Origin of the sequence: Pseudomonas knackmussii B13 (assembly GCF_000689415.1) — a bacterium.
Taxonomy (GTDB): Bacteria; Pseudomonadota; Gammaproteobacteria; order Pseudomonadales; family Pseudomonadaceae; genus Pseudomonas; species Pseudomonas knackmussii.
The window spans coordinates 2,172,956-2,195,274 of sequence record NZ_HG322950.1 but is presented as its reverse complement, the minus strand read 5'-3'; the positions used below and the strand labels follow the sequence as shown (position 1 = coordinate 2,195,274).

Genomic DNA, 22,319 nt, shown 5'->3' with positions numbered 1-22,319 from the left:
CTCAGCCCTTGGCCGGCTTGAGCCGGGTGATCAGGCTGGAAGTGTCCCAGCGTCCGCCGCCAGCGGCTTGCACCTCGGCATAGAACTGGTCGACCAGCGCCGTCACCGGCAATTGCGCTCCGTTGTGCCGCGCCTCGTCGAGGACGATGCCGAAGTCCTTGCGCATCCAGTCCACTGCGAAGCCGAAGTCGAAGCGCCCTTCCAGCATGCTCTGGTGGCGGTTCTCCATCTGCCAGGACTGCGCCGCGCCCTTGCTGATGACGTCGATGGCGGCGTGCCCGTCGAGCCCGGCGCACTGGGCGAAATGCAGCGCCTCGGACAACCCTTGCAGCAGGCCACCGATGCAGATCTGGTTGACCATCTTGGTCAACTGCCCGGCGCCGCTATGGCCCATCAGGCGAACCATCCGCGCATAAGCGGCAATCACTGGCTCGGCGCGGCCGTAGAAAGCCTGCTCGCCACCAACCATCACCGTCAGTACGCCGTTCTCGGCGCCCGCCTGGCCGCCGGACACCGGCGCATCGAGGAAACCCAGCTCGCGCTCGGCGGCCTGCACCGCCAGCTCGCGGGCAACCTGTGCCGAAGCGGTGGTGTGATCGACGAACACGCTGCCGGGATTCATCCCGGCGAAGGCGCCGTCGACGCCCAGGGTGACGCTGCGCAGGTCGTCGTCGTTGCCCACGCAGCACATCACGAACTCCGCGCCCGCCGCCGCTTCGCGCGGGGTCGGCGCCGAGCTGCCGCCGTGCTCGGCAACCCAGCGCTGCGCGCGGGCTGGGGTGCGGTTGTAAACGCAGACGTCGTGCCCCTTGGCCTGCAGATGCCCGGCCATGGGATAGCCCATGACGCCCAGACCGATGAATGCGACCTTGGCCATTGTTCAGTGCTCCACTGCTGTCGATCGGCCAAGCCTAGCAGCGGTTTGCCGAGCCCCGGAAGCGCTTCCATACTCATCGCCAGGGCCGGCGAGGCCCACGCCACGCGGCCCTGGCCGCCCCCTGGTACGGATGAGCAGAGCCTATGCCCCACTGGCTGGTCATCGACCTGGAAGCCACCACCGAGGAAGGCGGCTGGCCGGTCGAGGAAATGGAAATCATCGAGATCGGCGCCACCCTGGTCGCCGAAACCGACGGCCGCGAACTGGATCATTTCCAGCGTTTCGTGCGGCCGCAACGGCGCCCGCTGCTCACCAATTTCTGCCGCGAACTGACCCACATCAGCCAGGCCAGCGTCGATGCCGCCGCCCCCCTGTGCGAAGTCTGGCCGCAGTTCGAGCGCTGGCTGACCCAGCACCACCCACGCCTGGCCGGCTGGGCCAGCTGGGGCGACTACGACCGCCGCCAGCTCGAACTGGAATGGCGCCAGCACCGCCTGGACAGCCTGCTCGCCCGCGTGCCGCACGTGAACCTCAAGCAGCGCTTCGCCGAGGCCCGTCAGCTCAAGCGCCAGGTCGGCCTGAACACCGCACTGCAACTGGCCGGCCTGCACTTCCAGGGCCAGCAGCATCGCGCCCTGGAAGACGCCCGCAACACCGCCCGCCTGCTGCCGCTGGCGCTCTGATCCGCCTCTAGTGACGCTGCCCCCGGGCTTGGGCATACTGGCGTCCCTTTTTTGCCCCTTCCCCATCCCCCTTGCAGGAGAAGCCCATGTTCAAGGTCAACGAGTACTTCGACGGCACCGTCAAATCCATCGCCTTCGACATGACCGCAGGCCCGGCCACCATCGGCGTCATGGCCGCCGGCGAATACGAGTTCGGCACCAGCCAGCTGGAAATCATGCACGTGATCGCCGGCGCCCTGACCGTCAAGCTGCCGGGCAGCGACGAGTGGGAAACCTTCGCCTCGGGCAGCCAGTTCACCGTGCCGGCCAACAGCAAGTTCCAGCTGAAGGTCGCCCAGGACACCGCCTACCTCTGCGAATACCGCTGAGTTCGGATGGCGAAATGAAAAAACCGGCCCGAGTGTGCCCGTTTTTTTGTTGCCTGTATAAAGGGCCGCGCGGGTTCCGCTCTCCGTGGTTCTGACACTGAACTATCAGGTCCGTCTTCCCCGCGAACGCGGGGATCCAGAGACGTCCTGCTCGGTGTAGCGCGCCGCTTCAGCGTGCGTTGGGACTTCTTGTTTCGCCCCCTCGGGCGACCTACTTTGTCAAACGACACAAAGTAGGCAAAGGTCTTTGCCCCGCCATACGGGTCCGGCGGAGCCGGACTTCCCTCACGAATCCCCCCGCATCGGGGCCCGCCCCGAAGGTACGTCCCTGTAGCCCGCGGGGCTCTCGCGACATCCATGTCGCTCAACCTCCTCAACGCGGGTTTCGCTCGGCCTCCTGAAGGGGCGTTCGGTGCGTGCGGATATTTCTCTGGAAGTCCAAGAGCGTGGGCGGCGCTGCTTCTGGTAGGTGCATCCCGGTAGGCGATTTTGGGCGAAGCAGCGTTCGCGGTTATACGCCGCCCAGTTTCTGCAACCGCTGCTGGGTCGCGCTCGGCGTCTCGTCGAACTGCTTGCGGTAGTCGCCGGCGAAGCGGCTCAAGTGGGTGAAGCCCCAGCCCAGGGCGATTTCGGAGATGCTGCGGCGGCCATTGGTGGCGAGGATTTCCTCGCGTACGCCCTGCAGGCGGTGGGCCTTGAGGTAGGCCATGGGCGAGCTGCCGAAGTGCTTGCGAAAGCCGTCGAACAGCTTGAAGCGCGATACCCCGGCGGCGGTCTCCAGGTCTTCCAGGCTCAGCTCCTCGCGGGCGTGGGCGTGGAGGAAGTCGCGGGCGCGCAGCAGGTAGTGTGGCAATCGCTCGGCCAGGCAGCGGCGCAGTTCCTCGCTGTAGTTGTTCGGCTGGGCGAGGATCAGGCCCTTGATCAGCGCTCTTTCGAGGTCGCGACTGAAGAACACCTGGCCGAACAATTCGCTGTTCTCCAGTTCCTCGTTGCAGTGGCGGACCATCCGCCACCAGGACGCCGAGGCGCCCTGCAGCGCGTCCATCTCTTGCTCGAACTCCAGCGGGCGTTCCGCCGGGCGCTGGAGCATTTCCTCCAGGGTCTTGCGCATGGCCAGGCGCGAGATCACCACCTGCAGCTTGCGGCAGTCGCCGGTGATGCACAGTTCCTGGCTCTGGTTCGGCGAGACGATCACGCCCTTGCCGCTGTCCGAATGCAGCTGCCGGCCGGCGATGGTCAGCTCCTGCTCGCCGCTCAGTGGCAGGCTCAGGCTGTAGCTGTTGAAGTGCTCGGCGTCGACGATGCCGATGGTCACGTCGGTGCCGTACTCGATGCAGCCGACGGTGGTGGACATGCCCTTGAGCACGCTGCCGCTGTGTTGGAAGTTCACGCTGCCCGGATGCCCGGCATCAAGCCGGTGCGGCCCGCAGATGTTCGACATCCACGAGCGCGCGGCGGCGAGGTCCAGGTGGTCGGCATGGATGTCGCGGAAATGTCCGCGGTTCTTCGGGTTCATCGCTCGGCACTCACGGCTGTTGGTCGGCGCTCTGTCGGCGCTTGCGGCTTCATGCAGCAAGTCCCGTACCCCAATGCCGATGATGCCCCGATATCCGCATTTTTCGGATAGCGATGGACAACTTTCCGGACAGGCGACACCTCCACGCCGCGCCTTCCTGCCCTGCCCGGCGCCCTCCGCGAACGCCACGCGCCCCGTGGCTGGGCAGCTTCTACCCAGCGCGCCCCTTGGCTGTTACCGGCCGGTCGATTTTGCGGATCGTCTTCGCCCACTAAGCGGATAGCCCGGCGGCCCGCCTCGGCCTGAAATGGAGCCACCGATCCGCCCCCATGGGACAACAACAATGAACCTTCCAAGCAAGAGCCTCGTGCAATGGCAGGACTACATCCGTAGCTGCCTCGACTTCCGCCCGGTCGAGGGCGTCTACCGCATCGCCCGCGACATGTTCACCGAGCCGGAACTGTTCGACCTGGAGATGGAGCTGATCTTCGAGAAGCAGTGGATCTACGCCTGCCACGAAAGCGAGATCGCCAACCCCAACGACTTCATCACGATGCGCGCCGGGCGCCAGCCGATGATCATCAGCCGCGACGGCAGCGGCGAGCTGCACGCGCTGGTCAACGCCTGCCAGCACCGCGGCGCCACCCTCACCCGCGTGTGCAAGGGCAACCAGTCCACCTTCACCTGCCCGTTCCACGCCTGGTGCTACAAGAGCGACGGGCGCCTGGTGAAGGTCAAGGCGCCGGGCGAGTACCCGGCCGACTTCGACAAGTCCGCGCGCGGCCTGCGCAAGGCGCGCATCGCCAGCTACAAGGGCTTCGTGTTCATCAGCCTGGACCCTACCGCCACCGACTCGCTGGAAGACTTCCTCGGCGACGCCAGGGTGTTCTTCGACATGATGGTCGCCCAGTCGCCGACCGGTGAGCTGGAAGTGCTGCCGGGCCGTTCCAGCTACACCTTCGAGGGCAACTGGAAGCTGCAGAACGAGAACGGCCTGGACGGCTATCACGTCAGCACCGTGCACTACAACTACGTGGCCACCGTGCAGCACCGCCAGCAGGTCAACGTCGACAACGGCACCGCCAGCAGCACCCTCGACTACAGCAAGCTCGGCGCCGGCGACGCGCAGACCGACGACGGCTGGTTCTCCTTCGCCAACGGCCACAGCGTGCTGTTCAGCGACATGCCCAACCCGAGCGTGCGCCCCGGCTACACCAGCGTGATGCCGCGCCTGGTCGAGGAGCACGGCCAGGCCAAGGCCGAGTGGATGATGCACCGCCTGCGCAACCTGAACATCTACCCCAGCCTGTTCTTCATGGACCAGATCAGCTCGCAGCTGCGCATCGTCCGCCCGGTGGCCTGGAACAAGACCGAGATCATCAGCCAGTGCATCGGCGTGAAGGGCGAGTCGGACCAGGACCGCGAGAACCGCATCCGCCAGTTCGAAGACTTCTTCAACGTCTCGGGCATGGGCACGCCGGACGACCTGGTCGAGTTCCGTGAGCAACAACGTGGTTTCCAGGGTCGCCTGGAGCGCTGGAGCGACATTTCCCGCGGCCACGGCAAGTGGGTCGAGGGTGCGACGCCGAACAGCGAAACCCTGGGCATCGCCCCGCTGCTCACCGGCACCGAGATCACCCACGAAGGCCTCTACGTCAACCAGCACGCCCACTGGCAGCGCTTCCTCCTCGACGGCCTGGAGCGCAAGGCACTGCAACTGAAGGAGGTGCAGGCATGAGCACGCCACTGCAACAGCGCATCGAACAGTTCCTCTACCGCAACGCCGAACTCTGCGACGCCCAGGACTGGGACGCCTACCTCGACATGTTCAGCGAGGACAGCGAGTACCACGTCCCGCAGTGGGAGTCCGAGCACATCTACACCACCGACCCGAAGCGCGGCATGTCGCTGATCTACTACAGCAACCGCACCGGCCTGGAAGATCGCGTGTTCCGTATCCGCACCGGCAAGGCCGCCTCGACCATCCCGATGCCGCGCACCCAGCACAACATCGCCAACGTGCGCATCCGCGAGCTGGAGGGTGGCGACCTGGAAGTCCGCGCCAACTGGCACACGCTGTTCTACCGCCTGAACAGCGCCGGGCAGTTCTTCGGCCATGTCACCTACCGCCTGCGCCCGCACGGCGACAGCTGGAAGATCGCGCGCAAGCACGTGCTGCTGCTCAACGACTGCATCGACTCGGTGCTCGACTTCTACCACCTGTGAGCCGGAGGCCCGCCATGAACCACAAGGTCGCTTTCAGCTTCGCCGACGGCAAGACGCTGTTCATCCCGGTGCAGGCCAACGAGCTGCTGCTCGACGCCGCCCTGCGCAACGGCATCAAGATTCCCCTGGACTGCCGCGAAGGCGTCTGCGGCACTTGCATGGGCCGCTGCGAGTCGGGCAGCTACCAGATGGACTACGCCGACGAGGAAACCCTGTCGCCGGAGGACCTGGCGCAGCGCAAGGTCCTCGCCTGTCAGACCCGCGTGCAGTCCGACGCCTCCTTCTACTTCGACTACGACTCCAGCCTGTGCAGCGCCGCCGGACCGAGCACCCGCCATGGCGTGGTGACGGCCGTCGAGCAGGTCTCGGCGAGCACCGCCATCCTGCACCTGGACGCGGGCGGCGAAGCCGGCCCGCTCGACTACCTGCCCGGCCAGTACGCACGCCTGCACGTGCCCGGCACGGACGCGGTGCGCTCTTACTCCTTCGCCAACCGACCGAACGCGCGCAACCAGCTGCAGTTCCTCATCCGCCTGCTGCCCGACGGCGCCATGAGCAACTACATCCGCGAGCGCTGCAAGGTCGGTGACGAGATCCGCTTCGAGGCGCCGCTGGGCACCTTCTACCTGCGCCACGTCGACCGCCCGCTGCTCCTGGTGGCCGGCGGCACCGGGCTGTCGGCCTTCCTCGGCATGCTCGACGAGCTGGCCGACGCCGGCGGCTGCGGCCATCCGGTACACCTCTACTACGGCGTGCGCCAGGCGGCCGACCTCTGCGAGATGGAACGTATCGCCGCCTACGCCGAGCGTATCCCGGGATTCCGTTTCACCCCGGTGATCAGCGACGACGACGGCCAGTGGGACGGCAAGCGCGGCTATGTCACCGAGCACTTCGAGGCCAGCGAACTGCGCGAAGCCCCCTTCGACATGTACCTCTGCGGTCCGCCGCCGATGGTCGAGTCGGTGAAGGACTGGCTGCAGCAGCAGGGCCTGGAGCATGGCCGGCTGTACCTGGAGAAGTTCACCCAGAGCAATGCCTGAGGCCGCCGCGGCGCATGACCGCCTCGCGGTCATGCGCCCTACGCAAGCCCCGCGGTAGGGCGTACAACCGTTCGCGGTTGTACGCCGCCACGCCGACCGCCATCGCCCATGCCCAGGACGAATACGAAGTGCCAATCCAACCTCAGAACAGCTTCCAGGTGTAGTTGAACACCAGGCGGTTCTCGTCGATGTCGCTGCGGTAGTTCGAGCGCGCCATCACGTTGCGCACACGCACGTTCAACCCCGCCAGCGGGCCGCTCTGCACCGTGTAGCCAAGGTCAATGTCACGCTCGCGGTCCTTGCCTTCGCCCCCCTGGCCGGTGGTCACGTTGTCGCCGTCGATGTAGCGCACTGTGCTGACCAGCCCCGGCACGCCGAGGGCGACGAAGTCGTAGTCGTAGCGCAGTTGCCAGGAGCGCTCATCGGTGGAAGCGAACTCGTAGGTCGGCACCTCGTTGCCCAATGGCGAGATGTTGGCGAATACGCGCGGGAAGGCGCTGTCGCCGTACATGCCCTGGTAGCCGACGTAGACCGTGTGCCCGCCATGCTTGGCCGAGAGCAGCGAGAAGAACGCGCGGTTGTCGATCTTGCCCAGCAGCTTCTTGCCGTCTTCGTTGGCGTCGAAGTAGCCGAGGTTGGCGCCCAGCACCCAGTCGCCGCCGATGGGCTGGCTGTGCTTCAGGCCGAGGAAGCGCTGCTGGTAGATGTCCTCCAACTGGCCATACCACGCGCTGACGCGGGTGCGTTTGGCGTTGAAGTCGTAGTCGCCGCCGGCGTAGTTGAAGGCGTCGCTCTGCGCCTGGCGCTGCGGCTGGTAGCTGAGCATGGCGATCATCTTCTCGTCGCCGCCTTCGTTGCGCAGGTGCGTCGAGGTCAGGTGACCGGCCTGCAGGGTCAGCCCGGGGATTTCGCTGGAGCTCAGCGCCGTGCCCTGGTAGCTCGGCGGCAGCAGGCGGATGTCGCTGAAGGCCAGTACGGGCAGGTTGGGTTGCAGCTCGCCGAGCTTCAGCTCGGTCTTCGAGAATTTCATCTTGCCGGCCAGGCCGAGGCGCCCATAGTCGTCGGCGGCCCTGCCGTCGCCGCCCACCGGCAGCAGTCCGGTGTTTGTGCGGTCGGGGCTGCTGTCGAGCTTCAGTCCCAGCACGCCGATGGCATCGACGCCGAAGCCCACCGGCCCCGGCGTGTAGCCCGAGGCGAAGTTGAGGATGAAGCCCTGGGCCCACTCCTCCGCCTTCGACTGCTTGTTCGGCCCGACGATGTCGGAGAAGTCGCGGCTGAAGTAATAGTTGCGCGCCTGCAGGGTGGCGCTGGAACCCTCGATCAGACCTTCACCGGCGCACGCCGGCTGGGTAACGGCCACGCCGATGCCCAGCGCGACGGCGGTCACGCATCCACGATTGCTCATATGGTTTCTCTTGTTCTTATTGGATAAGCGATCCCCTGCCAGACGACCGGAGGGCCGCGGCCTAGCGCTGTGCGGGGATAGTCGATTGGGGCGGCGGGGACTTCTGGCGCTTCCGCTTCAACGCACCAGGGCGGTCCGGCTTCCGTCGCCGTGTTGCCTTGGGCGAGGCACCTCGGCCCGGTGCTCGCTTGCACTTGCTCTTGGCGCCGCCTCGTTCAGGCGCGCGACGTCGGAACGGATGTGAGGGCATGGCTTCGCCCTGCCGGGGATCGGCCAGGAACGAGGCTCAGGGGAGACACGCGGTAGGAGCGGACCTTGTCCGCGATAGCCGGGGGTTCCGGCGCGATTCGCGGATGAGATCCGCTCCTACGAAAGAAGTGCCGCGGCGCGCTTGCACCGCGGCAATGGATCAGGCGCCTTGCACCTGCAGCGCGCGCGGGCGGTGGCTGCGCTGCTCGTCGTCGGCGCTGGCGGCCTTCTGCAGCTGGAAGCTGAACTCCAGCTCGGCGCGACGGCCGTTGGCGTCATCGACGAAGTTGATCTCACCGACCAGGCCGTCGCGGGTGGCGTAGGCGAAGTCGTCCCACAGGTACTGGTCGCCCGACAGGTTGATCTGGGTGGTCAGGTGGCGGTAGCCCGGCGCGGAGATGAAGAAGTGGATGTGCGCCGGACGCTGGCCGTGGCGGCCGAGCTCGTTCAGGCATTCCTGGGTCGGGCCCTGCGGGTCGCAACCGTAGCCGGACGGCACGATGCTGCGGGCGCGGTAGCGGCCGTCGGAATCGGTGACGATGCGGCGGCGCAGGTTGTACTCCGACTGGCTCTGGTCGAAGTAGGAGTAGTTGCCCTTGGTGTTGGCGTGCCAGAGGTCGACGGTGGCGCCAGCGATCGGCTTGCCGTCCAGGTCCAGCACCTGGCCTTCGAGGAACATCGGAGTGGCGACGCCGTCTTCGCTGCCATCGTCCATGCGCACTTCGCCCTGGGCGATGGGCGCGCCGGCCACGTACAGCGGGCCTTCGATGGTGCGCGGGGTGCCGCCGGTCTTGCCGATCTGCGCGTCCTTCGCGTCGTTGAGCAGGTCGAGGAAGTGCTCCAGGCCCAGGCCCGCCACCAGCAGGCCGGCTTCGCCGCGACCGCCCAGGCGGTTCAGGTAGTCGACGGCGGTCCAGAACTCGTCGTCGGTGACTTCCAGGTCCTCGATCAGCTTTGCGGTGTCCTGCAGCACGCGCAGCACGATCTGCTTCATGCGCGGGCTGCCGTTGTCGTTGCCGAAGCCGGCGGCTTCCTGGAAGAACTTCTGGATCTCGGCAGTCTGGGAAATTTTCACGGTCATGGTTTTCACCTCGTTTTGTTCTTGTACAAGGGATTCGTGGTCAGGGTCAGGTTCAGCGATCATCGGCATGGATCGACGAGGGATGGCGGCAGAGCCCGTCGATCTCGATGTCCATGTAGGGGAACAGCGGCAGCTGCATCAGGGTGTCGTGCAGTTCCTCGACGCTGGCGAGGTCGAACACGCTGAAATTGGCGTAATGGCCGGCGATGCGCCATAGGTGTCGCCACTTACCCTCGCGCTGCAGGCGCTGGGCCAGTTCCTTCTCGTCGGCCTTGAGTTGCGCGGCCTTGGCCGGGTCCATGTCGACGGGCAGTTTCACCGTCATCTTCACGTGGAACAGCATCGGATATCTCCTCTTGACGCAGGGATCAGGGGCGGCGGAAGCGCTTGACGCGCTCCTCGTCCAGGCTCAGGCCGAGGCCCGGGGCGTTCGGCACCATCAGTTGGAAGTCGCGGTAGACCGGCGCCTCGGTGACGATCTCCTCGGTCAGCAGCAGCGGTCCGAACAGCTCGGTGTGCCAGGTCAGTTGCTTCAGGGTGACGAAGGCATGGGCCGAGGCCAGGGTGCCGACGGCGCCTTCGAGCATGGTCCCGCCGTACAGGGCGATGCCGGCAGCTTCGGCGATCTGCGCGGTGCGCAGCACGGCGCGCGGGCCGCCGTTCTTGGCGATCTTCAGGGCGAAGATGCTGGCGGGCGCCGTCGGCGGCCAGGCTGAAGGCGTCCTCGACGCTCTCGATGGACTCGTCGGCCATGATCGGCGCCGGGCTGCGCTGGTTCAGGCGTACCTGGCCGGAGCGGTTGATCCGCGAGATGGGCTGTTCGATCAGGTCGATGCCGTTCTCGCCGAGCACCTGGCAACCACGGATGGCCTGGGATTCGTCCCAGTACTGGTTGACGTCGACGCGCACGCTGGCGCGCTCGCCCAGGGCCTTCTTGATCGCCACCACGTGCTTGAGGTCCTGCTCCAGCGGGTTGGCGCCGATCTTCAGCTTGAAGATGCGGTGGCGGCGCAGGTCGAGCATGCGCTCGGCCTCTTCGATGTCGCGGGCGGTGTCGCCGCTGGCCAGGGTCCAGGCCACTTCCAGGCTGTCGCGCACGCGGCCGCCGAGCAACTCGCTGACCGCCAGGCCCAGGCGCTTGCCCTGGGCGTCGAGCAGCGCGGTTTCCACCGCCGAGCGGGCGAAGGTGTTGCCCTTGATGGCCTTGTCCAGGCGCTGCATGGCGGCGTTGATGTTGCTGGCGTCCTGGCCGATCAGCAGCGGCGCGAAGTGCGCGTCCAGGTTGGCCTTGATGCTTTCGGGACTCTCGTTGCCGTAGGCCAGGCCGCCAATGGTGGTGGCCTCGCCGAGGCCCTCGATGCCGTCGCTGCAGCGCAGGCGCAGGATCACCAGGGTCTGCTTCTGCATGGTGTGCATCGCCAGCTTGTGCGGACGGATGGTCGGCAGGTCGACGATGATCGCCTCGAGGCTTTCGATCAGGACTTGGGTCATGTCAGGTTCCATTCACGCGGGGCTTGTTCCGAAGGACCTTCCGCCGCCTGCGGCCGATACCTTCCGGGTCTGTTCTTGTCTAACGAAGGATTGCGCCAGCGTATGTGTTGAGTCCAATATCATTGCCCTCTCATTCCATACCCTGGAGGTATCATGGAGCTTCGACATCTGCGGTACTTCCAGGCGGTCGCGGAAACCCTCAACTTCACCCGCGCCGCCGAGCGCCTGCACATCGCCCAGCCGCCGCTGAGCCGGCAGATCCAGCAGTTGGAAGAGCTGCTCGGCGTCGAGCTGCTGGAGCGCGGCCGGCCGCTGCGCCTGACCGAGGCCGGGCGCTTCTTCTACGAGCAGAGCGGCACCCTGCTCAAACAGCTGGAGAACATCTGCGACAACACCCGGCGCATCGGCCTCGGCCAGCGCCAGTGGCTGGGCATTGGTTTCGCGCCTTCCACCCTCTATGCGGTGTTGCCCGAACTGATCCGCGAACTGCGCGCCGACAGCGAGCTGGAGCTGGGCCTGCAGGAAATGACCACCCTGCAACAGGTCGAGGCGCTGAAGGCCGGGCGCATCGACATCGGCTTCGGCCGCATCCGCTTCGACGACCCGGCGATCCACCAGCAAGTCCTGCGCGAGGACCCACTGGTGGCCGTGCTGCCCACCGGGCACCCTTTGCTGGGCGCGCCGGTCAGCCTTGAGCAACTGTCCCGCGAGCCCTTCATTCTGTACCCGGCCAATCCGCGGCCGAGCTATGCCGACCACGTGCTGGCGCTGTTCGCCAACCACGGCTTGAGCATCCGCGTGGCGCAGTGGAGCAACGAGCTGCAGACCGCCATCGGCCTGGTCGCCGCCGGCCTGGGCGTGGCGCTGGTGCCGGCCTCGGTGCAACAGCAGCACCGCCCGGACATCGGCTACGCCAGCGTGCTGGAGCCCGAGGCGGTATCGCCCATCGTGCTCAGCCGCCGCGCCGGCGACGTCAGCGCCATGGTCCAGCGCTGCCTGGCGCTGATCGACCAGGTAAACCGCTGACACGGTCGCGTTCCTCAGCCCAGGTCGCCGCCACCCACCGGCAGCGTCACGCCGGTGATGTAGCTGGCGTCGTCGGAAGCCAGGAAGAGGATCGCCCCGGCCTGTTCGTCGATGGTCCCGTAGCGCTTCATCAGGCTGCTCTGCACGGTCTGGTCGACGATCTGCTGGTACCAGACCTTTTCCTCGGCGCTCTGCTCGGCGGCATTGCGCGGGATGCGCCGGGGCGGCGCCTCGGTGCCGCCGGGTGCGGTGGCGTTGACGCGGATGCCGCGCTCGGCGGTCTCGAAGGCCAGGCACGCGGTGAGTGCATTCACACCGCCCTTGGCTGCGCCGTAGGGCACGCGATTGACCCCGCGAGTGGCTACGGAAGAGACGTTGACGATGGCGCCACTGCCCTGCTCCAGCATCGGCACCAGCGCGGCGCGGCAGCACCACAGCGTGGGGAACAGCGAGCGGCGCACTTCGGCCTCGATCTCGTGCTCGGCGTAGTGCTCGAACGGCTTGGCCCAGATGGTGCCGCCAACGTTGTTGATCAGGATGTCCAGGCGGCCGAAGCGGTTCACGGCCTCGGCGACCACGCGCTCGCACTCGGCGAAGCGTTCCAGGTCGGCGGTCAGGGTCAGCACCTCGCCGCGCCGGCCCAGTTCGTCCTGCAGTTCGTGGACCAGATCGGAGCGGTCGACGGCGACCAGGCGAGCGCCCTCTTCGACCAGGCGTTCGGCGACGCGGCGGCCGATGCCCTGGGCGGCGCCGGTGACTATGGCGACCTTGTGGGTGAATCTGTTCATGACTACCTCGCAGAATCGGGGGAGCTTTTGTAGGAGCGCGCCATGCGCGCGATCGCGGGCATGGCCCGCTCCTACAGGGGGCTTCGATCAGCCGGGGATAACCGTTCCGGTTATTCGCCCCACGTAACAGGACCTGCCCGTAGGATGGGTTGAGCCTGCGAAACCCATGCGGTCGGAGCCAGCTTCCGCGCAGGGCTCATGCAGCATGGGTTTCGCTTCGCTCAACCCATCCTACGAAGGCCACGACAACGACGATCAGGCCGCGCTGGCCGCGAATTTCTCGTAGTAGAAGTTCGCCGGCGTGATGCCCTGCTCGCGGATATAGGCGCTCACCGCCTCGACCATCGGCGGCGGGCCGCACAGGTAGATGTCCACCTCGCCTTCGTTGAGGTGCTTGGGCTCGATGTGCTGGGTGACGTAGCCCTTCTGCGGGTAGCTGCTGTCCGGGTTGGCCACGCAGGCGCTGTAGGTGAGGTTTGGGATGCGCGCGGCCAGGTCGGCGAGCTTGTCCATCTCCACCAGGTCGAAGTCGTTGGTCACCCCGTAGATCAGGTGCAGCGGGTGCTCGCTGCCCTGCGCGGCGATCTTCTCGAGCATCGCGGTGAAAGGCGCCAGGCCGGTTCCGCCGGCGAGCAGCAACAGCGGCCGCTTGATCTCACGGAGGTAGAAGCTGCCCAGCGGGCCGGTCAGGTTCAGGCTGTCACCGGCTTTTGCCAGGCCCGTGAGGAAGCTGCTCATCAGCCCGCCCGGCACGTTGCGGATCAGGAAGCTGACCTCGCCGTCCTTCTGCAGCGAGCTGAAGGAATAGGCGCGAGTCTGGTCGCTGCCCGGCACCTGCAGGTTGACGTACTGCCCCGGAAGGAACGCCAGCTTGCTCAGCGACTCGCCCTTGATCGACAGCGCGATGGTGCTTTCGGAGAGCTGGCGGACCGAGCTGATGGCCGCCTGGTAGCTGGCCTGCTGGGTCTTGCAGACATCGGACGAAGCCGGCACGCGCACCACGCAATCGCTCTGGGCGCGCATCTGGCAGGTCAGCACATAGCCCTGTTCGGCTTCTTCCTCGGTCAGTGCGTCTTCGATGTACTCCTGGCCGAGGTCATAGCGGCCGGCCTCGGCAAAGCACTTGCAAGTGCCGCAGGCGCCGTCGCGGCAGTCCAGCGGGATGTTCACGCCCTGGCGGTAGGCCGCGTCGGCCACGGTTTCGCCGGCGTTGGCGTCGATGAAACGGGTGACGCCGTCTTCGAAGTTCAGTGCGATCGAATAGCTCATGGCTGCCACCTCAGATGTGATAGACGTCGATGACCTGGCGGACGTAGTCGTTCTTCAGAACCACCTTCTTCGCCAGGATCAGCGGGTTCTCGCCGCGCAGGTCCAGGGTGTAGAAGCTGGTGCCGAAGTAACTGTCGGTGGTCTTGTAGCGGAAGCTCAGGGTGTGCCAGTTGAAGCGCACGCGGAGCAGGCCGTCTTCCTCGCCCAGCAGCTCGATGTTGCTGATGTTGTGCGAGGTGCGGGTGTCCGGCATGGTCGCGCTGGAGCGCTCGGTCTTGATGCGGAACACGCGGTCTTCCAGGCCGCCACGGCTGCCGTACCAGATCAGCGAGATTTCCCGCTGCGGGTCTTCGGTCAGCTCGTCGCGGTCGTCCCAGGCCGGCATCCAGAAGGTGGCGTCGTGGGCGTACAGCTCCAGCCAGGAGTCCCAGTCCTTGTCGTCGAGGTAGCGCGCTTCGCGGTAGAGGAAGTCGCGCACGGTTTCGTAGCGGCTCATCACACGGTCTCCTCTTGCAGCGGAATGCGCTTGGCTTGCTCGGCGCGCAGGGCGGCGATCATCGCGTCCTGCCAGTACTTGTGCTGCAGGACGAAGAGGCCTTCATCCTCGGTGCGCACACCGGAAAGAGCCGGTTTGAGATCGATCTCCTGCGCGGCTTCGTCGGCGCCCTGGATCCAGTGCGCGGCCCCGCGCGACATGTCGTTCCACGCCCCGGCGCTGCCCTGGTAAGCCTGCTGGCAGGAGCGGAACTCCTCCAGGTCGTCCGGGGTGGCCATGCCGCTGACGTTGAAGAAGTCCTCGTACTGGCGGATGCGCTGGGCGCGGGCCTCGGCGCTCTCGCCCTTGGGCGCGATGCAGTAGATGGTGATCTCGGTGCGGTTGACGTCGATCGGCCGGGCGATGCGGATCTGCGAGCTGAACTGGTCCATCAGGTACACGTTCGGGTACAGGCAGAGGTTGCGCGAGTTCTGGATCATCCAGTCGGCGCGGGCCTGGCCGAAGTCGGCGGCGAGCTGCTCGCGACGCTCGAAGGCCGGGCGGTCCTCGGGGTTGGCCCAGCGGGTCCAGAGCAGCATGTGGCCGTGCTCGAAGGAGTAGAAACCGCCGCCATGCTTGGCCCAGCCGCCGGCGCTCATGGTCTTCACTTCCTCGCCGGCCTCGCGCTGCTTGCGCTGGTTCTGGGTGGCGGCGTAGTTCCAGTGCACGGAGCTGACGTGGTAGCCGTCGGCGCCGTTCTCGGCGGTCAGCTTCCAGTTGCCCTCGTAGATGTAGGTGGAGGAGCCGCGCAGCACTTCCAGGCCCTCGGGGGACTGGTCAACGATCATGTCGATGATCTTCGCCGACTCGCCCAGGTGCTCGACCAGCGGCTTGACGTCTGCGTTCAGGCTGCCGAAGAGGAAGCCGCGGTAGGACTCGAAGCGCGCGACCTTGGTCAGGTCGTGGGAGCCGTCGCAGTTGAAGCCTTCGGGGTAGCCGGCCTCGGCCGGGTCCTTGACCTTGAGCAGCTTGCCGGAGTTGTTGAAGGTCCAGCCGTGGAACGGGCAGGTGTAGCTGGAGCGGTTGCCCGACTTGTGCCGGCAGAGCATGGCACCCTTGTGGCTGCAGGCGTTGAGGAAGGCATTGAGCACGCCGTCCTTGTTGCGCGCGATGAAGATCGACTGGCGGCCGATCATGGTCGTCAGGAAGTCGTTCTTCTCGGGAATCTGGCTTTCGTGGGCGAGGTAGACCCAGTTGCCTTCGAAGATGTGCTTCATCTCCAGTTCGAACAGGCGCGGGTCGGTGAACATTTCCCGCTTGCAGCGGTAGACGCCCTTGGCGGGGTCTTCTTCAAGCAGCGAATGCAGGTAGTCGATACCCAGGGTCATGGCCGGGGCCTCCGTTGTTTTTGTTCAGGCAGGCTCAGGTTATGGCTGGGTGCGCGGGCGCAATATCCGCTTTGTGCAGAGCGCTATCCGCTTTTTGCAGAAGTGCGAATCGAAGGCTGGACGGCCCGGCTGGCGGGCCGTCGGCAGGGATCAGCGGCGGGAGATCAGGCCGTATCCGTTGGCGACCTGGATGGTTTTCTCGACATCCACGGGGCCGGGCGGGATCTCCCGGTCGAGCGCGCGGAACATCTCGATGGCGCGGCTTCCGGCGCCCGTCACTTCGAGCATCTCACCGCCGCCAGGCCCAAAGCTGAAGGCGTGCACGGTGCCGGCGGGAACGTGCACCAGGGTGCCCGCCTCACACACCGAGGTCTGCCCGGCACAGGTGAACACGAGCTGGCCGCGGATGACGTAGAAGGACTCGTCCCAGTCATGGCAATGCGGCGGCGGACCGACGCCCTCTTCGCCCGTCTGCAAGGTGATGCGCTGGGATTGGGAATCGGTGTCGGAGACGAGCACGTTGATGCGGATGCCGACGACATTCAGCGGCGGACTGCGGTCGTTGGGCTTGAGGACGAACGAGGTGGAGCTCATGGGCGTGGCCTCCCGCGGTGCGGCTTTCCCACAAGTAGAGCCCAAGCGGGTACGCACGGCGGGGAATCCGAAGAACGGCAGAGGCGCCTTCGCGTGATGCAGGTAGGTTTTCCGTAGGAGCGGACCTTGTCCGCGATTTCGCGGGCGTGGCCCGCTCCTACAAGGACAGACCGTGCACGGAATTTGATCCTACCCCCTCCGCTTGAAGGTCTCCGACGGCAGCTCGCCGAACTGCTGGCGGTAGCTCTCGGAGAACCGCCCCAGGTGCAGGAAGCCGTAGTCCAGCGCCAGCTCGGTGACGTTGCGGACGTTGCAGGTGGGGTCGGCGAGGCTGGCGCGGATGCGCTCCAGCTTGCGTTGGCGGATGTACTGGCGCGGCGTGCTCTGTGCGTGGCGCTCGAACAGCGCGTAGAGCGAGCGCAGGCTCATCTTCGATTGCCGGGCCAGTTCCTCGATGTCGATGTCCAGCTTGAGGTTGCGCTCGATGTAGTCGTCGATGCGCTCGAAGGCGGCCAGCGGCGAGGCCAGGCATTCGCGGCTGACGTTGGTGCTGAGCAGGGTCAGCAGCTTGCTCGCGACTATCTGCTGGTAGTGCTCCTCGACGCGCGGCAGGCGCTCGCTGGCTTCGGCCTCCATGCAGACCATGCCCAGCAGGTTGACGAAGCCTTCCAGCTCGCCCAGGCGGTAGCGATTTTCGGTGAAGCGCACGCCCTGGCGCGGGTGCAGCCAGCGCTGCTCGGCGCAGATGCCTTCGAGCACCGCGGTGGGAATCTTGAGGATGAACTTCTCGCAGTCGGCCGAGTAGGTCAGGTCGACCTCGTCGTCCGGGTTGATCAGCAGCAGCTCGCCCGGCTCCAGGTAGTGCTCCTGCCCTGCCCCGCGCCACAGGCAGTGGCCGTTGAGCAGCACCTGCAGGTGGAAGATGCTTTCCAGCGCCGGCGAGGTGACGCGCACGGCGCCGCCGTAGCTGATGCGACAGAGGTCTAGGCTGGCGAATTTGCGGTGGTTGAGGCTGGCCTCGGGGTGGCCGTGGCTGGGCATGCGCAGGCAGTGGTTGCCGACGTGCTGGTTCACGTAGCCGGATACCGCATGGGGATCGGCGCGCTCGAAAACGCGGCTGCGCTCGCTCAGCAGGATCTGCATACAGGCATTCACTCTTGTAGTTGTCGGCCACGCTCTGCGGCGTGGCTCATGCGTGCAGTCTATGCCGTGGCGTTTCAGGCAGGGCCCGGCAAGGACAGACGGTCGCGCGGGCCTCCCTATGTGGAGGGACTGCAGACCCGCGTACCGTTGGGCCAACCCTAGGGGCGGCTGGCCGGCAGCGCAATTCGACCTGTGGCGGAGTGTGCGCCTATCGCACGCTTTCCATACCGGCGCGTCAGGTGGCGTCGGCGTGGCTGACCAGGCCCTTGATCACCACCGCCGTGCTGGCGATGGCCGCCGGCAGCACCAGCGCGGTGAGCACCTGCTCGAAGCTCCAGCCCAGGCCCAGCAGGGTCGCACCGATCCAGGCGCCGAGGATGGCGCCGAAGCGGCCGATGCCGAGCATCCAGGACACCCCGGTCGCGCGGCCCTGGGTCGGATAGAAGCGCGCCGCCAGCGAAGGCATCGCCGACTGCGCGCCGTTCACGCACATGCCGGCTGCCAGCACCAGCGTTGCCAGCAGGCCGAGGGTGCCCAGGCTCTGGCCCACGCAATAGGCGAAGACGCCTGCCAGGGCGTAGAAGATGCCGATCACCTTGTGCGGGTTGAAGCGGTCCATGGCCCAGCCGACGGCCACCGAGCTGAGCACCCCGCCGAGTTGGAAGAGCGCGCCGATGAAGGCAGCTTGCTCGAGGCTCGCGCCGCCTTCACGCATCAGCGTCGGCAGCCAGCTGGTCAGCAGGTAGACGATCACCAGGCCCATGAAATAGGTCAGCCAGAGCAGCACGGTGCCGGCGCTGTAGTTGACCGAGAACACCACGCGCAGGACGTTGCCGGACTGCACCGTCTTCTGCTCCGGCACGCTGAAACCGCCGGCCAGCGCGACTTCCGCCGGGGCGATGGGCGCCAGCGACTTGCGCACGCTTTCGTCACCGCGATTGCGCACGACGAGGAAGCGCGCCGACTCCGGCAGCCAGACCAGCAGCACCAGCGCCAGCACCAGCGGCAGCACGCCGCCCAGAAGCAACAGGCTGTGCCAACCGAACGCCGGGATCAGCTTGGCGGAGATGAAGCCGCCGCCAGCCATGCCCAGGTTGAAGCCGCAGAACATGCTGGTCACCAGCAGCGACTTGAGGCGTTCGGGGGTGTACTCGGCGAGCAGCGTGGTGGCGTTGGGCATGGCCGCGCCCAGGCCGATGCCGGTGAGCAGGCGCAGGGCCATGAGTTGGTCGAGGTTCTGGCTGAAGGCCGAAAGCACGCTGAACACGCCGAACAAGGTGACCGCGCCAACCAGCACGCGCTTGCGCCCGTGGCGGTCGGCCAGCGGCCCGGAACCGAGCGCGCCGAAGACCATGCCGATCAGCGCGGCGCTCATCACCGGGCCGAGGCTGGCGCGGTCGATGCCCCAGTCCTGGGTCAGCGCCGGGGCAATGAAGCCCATGGCCGCGGTATCCAGGCCGTCGAGGAAAACGATGAGGAAGCACAGCAGGACGATGCGCAACTGGTAGCGCGACAGCGGCTGGGCATTGATGAAGGACTGGACGTCCAGGGTGCCGGTGGACGGCAGGGGGGTAGAGCTGGTCATGGGCAATTCCTGTAGGCGGACAGGAATGAGGCACGAACCGGCGCTTGGGCCGGGCGTTGTCACTCATTGTTGTTATGGACCACCTGGTTAGGGCGGCCGGCCCACAGTACGAATTGTCCTACAGGGCTTCAATTCGATAATCGACTATGCGGGCGATTACCGAACCAAAACCGCCACACGGCTCAACGCTCCGGGCGCACCAGGCCGAGCTTCTCGATCTTGTAGCGCAGCATGTCGCGGGTCAGGCCGAGCAGGCGCGCGGACTTGGTGACGTTCCAGTCGGTGCGGTCGAGCATCTTCACCACCGCCTCGCGCTCGATCTCCGGCAGGCTCATGCTGTGCGCGTCGCCCAGCATGGACGTGGCGGCTGGTGCCGGAGAGCCGGCGTGCAAGCCCGGCTCGCCCAGCCCCATGCAGATGTTCAGCTGGTGCGGCGCGATCAGCGGCTGCTGCGCGAGCAGCACGGTCTGTTCGAGCATGTTGCGCAGTTCGCGGACGTTGCCCGGCCAGCTGTAGCTTTTCAGCAGCGCCTCGGCATCGACGTTGAAGCGCAGGTCCGGTTTGCCATAGCGCTTGCCATGCTGCGCGAGGAAATGCCGCGCCAGCAGCAGCACGTCGTCGCCACGCTGGTACAGGCGCGGCATCTGGATGGCGATGATGCGCAGGCGGAAGAACAGGTCGCGGCGGAACTTGCCCTGCTGGACCATCTGTTCGAGGTTGCAGTTGGTCGCGCTGATGATGCGCAGGTCGACCTTGCGCTCCTTCACCGAACCCACGCGGCGAATGCTGCGGTCCTCCAGCAGCTTGAGCAGCTTGGCCTGCAGCACCAGGTCCATCTCGCCGACCTCGTCGAGGAACAGGGTGCCGCCATCGGCCGCCTCGACCAGGCCGACCCGACGCTCCTTGGCATCGGTGAAGGCGCCCTTCTCGTGACCGAACAGCTCGGCCTCCAGCAGGTGCGCGGGAATCGAGGCGCAGTTGAATTCGACGAAGGGCCCCTTGGCGCGCGGACCGTCGAAATGCAGGGCGCGGGCGACCAGTTCCTTGCCGGTGCCGGTCTCGCCTTCGATCAGCACCGGCGGCAGGTCGCTGCTGGTCATGCGCCGCTCGGCGTCGAGAATCTGCCGGATCACGCCTTTCACCGCCTGCATCGCCGGCGATTCGCCGATCAGGTTCTGCAGGCCGGCGTCATGCGCGGCGCGCTCCTGGAAGAACGACAGCTTGCGTTCCAGGCGCTCGGCGTCCAGGGCCTTGTCCAGCAGCAACTTGAGTTCGGGCAACGCCACCGGCTTGGTCAGGTAGTGGAAGGCGCCCTCCTTCATCGCGGTAACCGCGTCTTCGACGTTGCCGTAGCCGGTCATCATGATCAGCTTGATGTCCGGGGTCTCCACGCTCAGGCGCTTGAGCAGCTCATGGCCGCTCATGCCCGGCAGCGAGTTGTCTGTCAGCAGCACGTCGGGCTGGTAGCTGCGCAGGGTTTGCAGGGCCTCTTCGGCCGAGTGGCAGACCTGCACCTCGAAATCCTTGCGCTCCAGGTACGTCTGGATATTGCTGGCCAGCAGCTCGTCGTCCTCAACCAGCAGAACACTATGCTCCATAGCTGCCGCCCTCCGCGACGCTCGCCACTTTGAACACCAGGTTCACGCTGGTGCCTTCCTGCTCCCGGCTGCTGAGACCGACCTCGCCGCCGAAGCGCTCCATGATCCGCTTGACCATCACCAGCCCCACGCCCAGGCCGCCCTGCTTGGTGGTGAAGAACGGCTTGAACGCGTTCGCCTCCTGCTGCGGGCTCATGCCCCGGCCGCTGTCGGTGATGGTCAGGCGCACCCGCGCAGCTTTCTCGTCGGGTTGCACCGCCAGCGCCAGGCGTCCGCCGCCGGGCATGGCCTCCACCGCGTTGGCCAGCAGGCTGTTGAGCACCTGCGACAGCAGCACCGGCTGGCACACCACGTTCGGCGCGCTGACCGGGTCGAACTCCAGGCTGACGTTGTTGGCGCGCATCTGCTGTTCGTAACCGGCCACGGCTTCTTGCAAGGCCGCCAGCAGGTCCACCGCTTCGGCATCGCCGCTCAAGGGTCGGGAAGAGACAAGCAACTCGCGTACCCACTTCGACATGCGGTCGACCTGGCCGATGATGTCGCGCAGGTTCTTGCGGGCCGGCTCCCCCGCCACTTCCTCGGCCAGCTCGGCGCTCGAACGGATGGTCGCCAGCGGGTTGCGCAGGCTGTGGGCGATGGCCGAGGACATCTCGCCGAGGAGCACGAAGGTCTCGTTGGTGACCAGTTGGCGCTGCTGCTCGGCGAGCAGTGCCGAGGCGCGGCGGATGATCCAGTACAGGCCCAGGTAGATCAGCCCGCCGCCCAGCGCCGTGGCCAGCCAGATCAGCTGGTAGCCACGCTCGATGCGGGCGATCAGGTCCTTGGGTTCCTTGTAGACCTCCACCACCGCCAGCACGTCGTCGCGGTCGGCGTCGAACAGCGGGATGTAGTTCTCGATGAACAGGTACTCCGGCGGGTGATTGAAGCGTTGCTCGACCTTGCCGGGCTTGACCTTGTGGTAGCTGGAGGCGACCAGCTCGCGGCTGCTGAAGGCTTCCTCCAGCTCGTCGTTGTTCTTCATCACCTTGCCGATCAGGTCGGCGTTGGTCGACCAGATCACCCGGCGGTCCTCGCCATAGACGTTGATCAGCAGGGCATCGGGCAAGTGCGCGATGTGATCGAGGAATTCACCGCGGGCACGTTCGCGCTGGTACTCGGTGACCTGGGGCATGCCGCTGAGCGGTTTGCGGATGTCCAGCAGGTCACCCATGGTGTGCACCGCCGGAATTTCCACGTGGCGCAGCTCGGCAGTACCGATGGCGGTGACGAACTGCGCGGTGAGCAAGGCGTCGCGGGTGATGCTCTCGTTGACCACGTAGCGCGTGGAGATGGTCCCCAAGCCCAGCGCCACCAGCGAAATGACCAGCAAACTGACCAGCGAGAACCAGCGCTGCAGATTGAAGCGCCTGCGCCCTTTCCGGCCCCCATTCTCCTGCCCCGACAGCAGGAGCCCTTTGAACGGCACGCCCTTGAACATCGGATTACTTCCTTTTTTTGAAAAGGTTATAGCGCAGCCC

The 22,319-nt window shown here is 66.3% G+C and carries 20 protein-coding genes and 1 pseudogene; 6 read left to right on the top strand and 15 right to left on the bottom strand.

The window, feature by feature from the left end:
- Position 1: 1 nt before the first annotated feature.
- Positions 2-877, bottom strand: coding sequence for an NAD(P)-dependent oxidoreductase (locus tag PKB_RS10410; RefSeq protein WP_043251455.1), 876 nt, complete (start codon positions 875-877; stop codon positions 2-4).
- 143 nt (positions 878-1,020) lie between these two features.
- On the opposite strand from PKB_RS10410, the gene PKB_RS10405 reads away from it, so the two are divergent.
- Positions 1,021-1,560 carry a 3'-5' exonuclease gene (locus PKB_RS10405; protein WP_043251454.1) on the top strand — a complete coding sequence of 180 codons (540 nt, stop codon included), beginning with the start codon at positions 1,021-1,023 and terminating at the stop codon, positions 1,558-1,560.
- Positions 1,561-1,646: 86 nt separating this feature from the next.
- Positions 1,647-1,928 (top strand): pyrimidine/purine nucleoside phosphorylase, encoded by a 282-nt coding sequence (ppnP, locus tag PKB_RS10400; RefSeq protein ID WP_043251453.1) that lies wholly within the window; start codon positions 1,647-1,649, stop codon positions 1,926-1,928.
- A gap of 511 nt (positions 1,929-2,439) precedes the next feature.
- Here the strand turns inward: ppnP and PKB_RS10395 are convergent.
- Positions 2,440-3,444, bottom strand: a complete 1,005-nt coding sequence (locus PKB_RS10395) for an AraC family transcriptional regulator (RefSeq protein WP_043251452.1) — start codon at positions 3,442-3,444, stop codon at positions 2,440-2,442.
- Between the two features lie 343 nt (positions 3,445-3,787).
- Here PKB_RS10395 and antA point away from each other — a divergent pair, with 343 nt between their 5' ends.
- The 3 genes from antA to antC are packed head-to-tail and all read left to right on the top strand — an operon-like array spanning position 3,788 to position 6,710.
- The gene (antA, locus tag PKB_RS10390; RefSeq protein WP_043251451.1) at positions 3,788-5,182 is read left to right on the top strand and encodes an anthranilate 1,2-dioxygenase large subunit; all 1,395 of its coding nucleotides are present in this window, start codon (positions 3,788-3,790) and stop codon (positions 5,180-5,182) included.
- Complete coding sequence (gene antB, locus PKB_RS10385) at positions 5,179-5,670, top strand: anthranilate 1,2-dioxygenase small subunit (protein WP_043251450.1); 492 nt, start codon at positions 5,179-5,181, stop codon at positions 5,668-5,670. Before antA ends, antB begins: the two co-directional genes overlap by 4 nt.
- A gap of 14 nt (positions 5,671-5,684) precedes the next feature.
- On the top strand, positions 5,685-6,710 hold the full coding sequence (gene antC, locus PKB_RS10380) for an anthranilate 1,2-dioxygenase electron transfer component AntC (protein ID WP_043251446.1): 1,026 nt from the start codon (positions 5,685-5,687) through the stop codon (positions 6,708-6,710).
- A gap of 142 nt (positions 6,711-6,852) precedes the next feature.
- Here the strand turns inward: antC and PKB_RS10375 are convergent, their stop codons facing one another.
- The 4 genes and pseudogenes from PKB_RS10375 to PKB_RS10360 all read right to left on the bottom strand — a co-directional run bounded on the left by PKB_RS10375 (position 6,853) and on the right by PKB_RS10360 (position 10,936).
- Entirely contained in the window at positions 6,853-8,115 is a 1,263-nt protein-coding gene (locus tag PKB_RS10375) for an OprD family porin (protein WP_043251443.1), read from the bottom strand.
- Between the two features lie 409 nt (positions 8,116-8,524).
- Positions 8,525-9,445: a catechol 1,2-dioxygenase gene (gene catA / locus PKB_RS10370; protein WP_043251440.1), complete on the bottom strand. Its 921-nt coding sequence runs from the start codon at positions 9,443-9,445 to the stop codon at positions 8,525-8,527.
- A gap of 52 nt (positions 9,446-9,497) precedes the next feature.
- The gene (gene catC, locus PKB_RS10365; RefSeq protein ID WP_043251437.1) at positions 9,498-9,788 is read right to left on the bottom strand and encodes a muconolactone Delta-isomerase; all 291 of its coding nucleotides are present in this window, start codon (positions 9,786-9,788) and stop codon (positions 9,498-9,500) included.
- A gap of 25 nt (positions 9,789-9,813) precedes the next feature.
- A pseudogene (locus PKB_RS10360) lies at positions 9,814-10,936 on the bottom strand (muconate cycloisomerase family protein).
- Between the two features lie 153 nt (positions 10,937-11,089).
- On the opposite strand from PKB_RS10360, the gene PKB_RS10355 reads away from it, so the two are divergent.
- Entirely contained in the window at positions 11,090-11,962 is an 873-nt protein-coding gene (locus PKB_RS10355; RefSeq protein WP_043251435.1) for a LysR family transcriptional regulator, read from the top strand.
- 14 nt (positions 11,963-11,976) lie between these two features.
- Here the strand turns inward: PKB_RS10355 and PKB_RS10350 are convergent, their stop codons facing one another.
- The 9 genes from PKB_RS10350 to PKB_RS10310 form a co-directional block, all read right to left on the bottom strand.
- Positions 11,977-12,750 carry a 1,6-dihydroxycyclohexa-2,4-diene-1-carboxylate dehydrogenase gene (locus tag PKB_RS10350; RefSeq protein ID WP_043251434.1) on the bottom strand — a complete coding sequence of 258 codons (774 nt, stop codon included), beginning with the start codon at positions 12,748-12,750 and terminating at the stop codon, positions 11,977-11,979.
- Between the two features lie 255 nt (positions 12,751-13,005).
- On the bottom strand, positions 13,006-14,019 hold the full coding sequence (gene benC, locus PKB_RS10345; RefSeq protein WP_043251431.1) for a benzoate 1,2-dioxygenase electron transfer component BenC: 1,014 nt from the start codon (positions 14,017-14,019) through the stop codon (positions 13,006-13,008).
- 10 nt (positions 14,020-14,029) lie between these two features.
- On the bottom strand, positions 14,030-14,515 hold the full coding sequence (benB, locus tag PKB_RS10340; protein ID WP_043251430.1) for a benzoate 1,2-dioxygenase small subunit: 486 nt from the start codon (positions 14,513-14,515) through the stop codon (positions 14,030-14,032).
- Positions 14,515-15,882 carry a benzoate 1,2-dioxygenase large subunit gene (gene benA / locus PKB_RS10335; protein ID WP_043251427.1) on the bottom strand — a complete coding sequence of 456 codons (1,368 nt, stop codon included), beginning with the start codon at positions 15,880-15,882 and terminating at the stop codon, positions 14,515-14,517. Before benA ends, benB begins: the two co-directional genes overlap by 1 nt.
- Positions 15,883-16,032: 150 nt before the next feature.
- Positions 16,033-16,476 carry a cupin domain-containing protein gene (locus PKB_RS10330; RefSeq protein ID WP_043251425.1) on the bottom strand — a complete coding sequence of 148 codons (444 nt, stop codon included), beginning with the start codon at positions 16,474-16,476 and terminating at the stop codon, positions 16,033-16,035.
- A 189-nt stretch (positions 16,477-16,665) separates the two neighbouring features.
- Positions 16,666-17,619, bottom strand: a complete 954-nt coding sequence (locus tag PKB_RS10325) for an AraC family transcriptional regulator (RefSeq protein ID WP_043251423.1) — start codon at positions 17,617-17,619, stop codon at positions 16,666-16,668.
- A gap of 235 nt (positions 17,620-17,854) precedes the next feature.
- On the bottom strand, positions 17,855-19,204 hold the full coding sequence (gene pcaK, locus PKB_RS10320) for a 4-hydroxybenzoate transporter PcaK (RefSeq protein ID WP_043251420.1): 1,350 nt from the start codon (positions 19,202-19,204) through the stop codon (positions 17,855-17,857).
- A gap of 182 nt (positions 19,205-19,386) precedes the next feature.
- Positions 19,387-20,802 (bottom strand): sigma-54-dependent transcriptional regulator, encoded by a 1,416-nt coding sequence (locus tag PKB_RS10315; protein ID WP_043251417.1) that lies wholly within the window; start codon positions 20,800-20,802, stop codon positions 19,387-19,389.
- Complete coding sequence (locus PKB_RS10310) at positions 20,792-22,279, bottom strand: sensor histidine kinase (RefSeq protein ID WP_084166605.1); 1,488 nt, start codon at positions 22,277-22,279, stop codon at positions 20,792-20,794. Before PKB_RS10310 ends, PKB_RS10315 begins: the two co-directional genes overlap by 11 nt.
- Positions 22,280-22,319 lie beyond the last annotated feature (40 nt).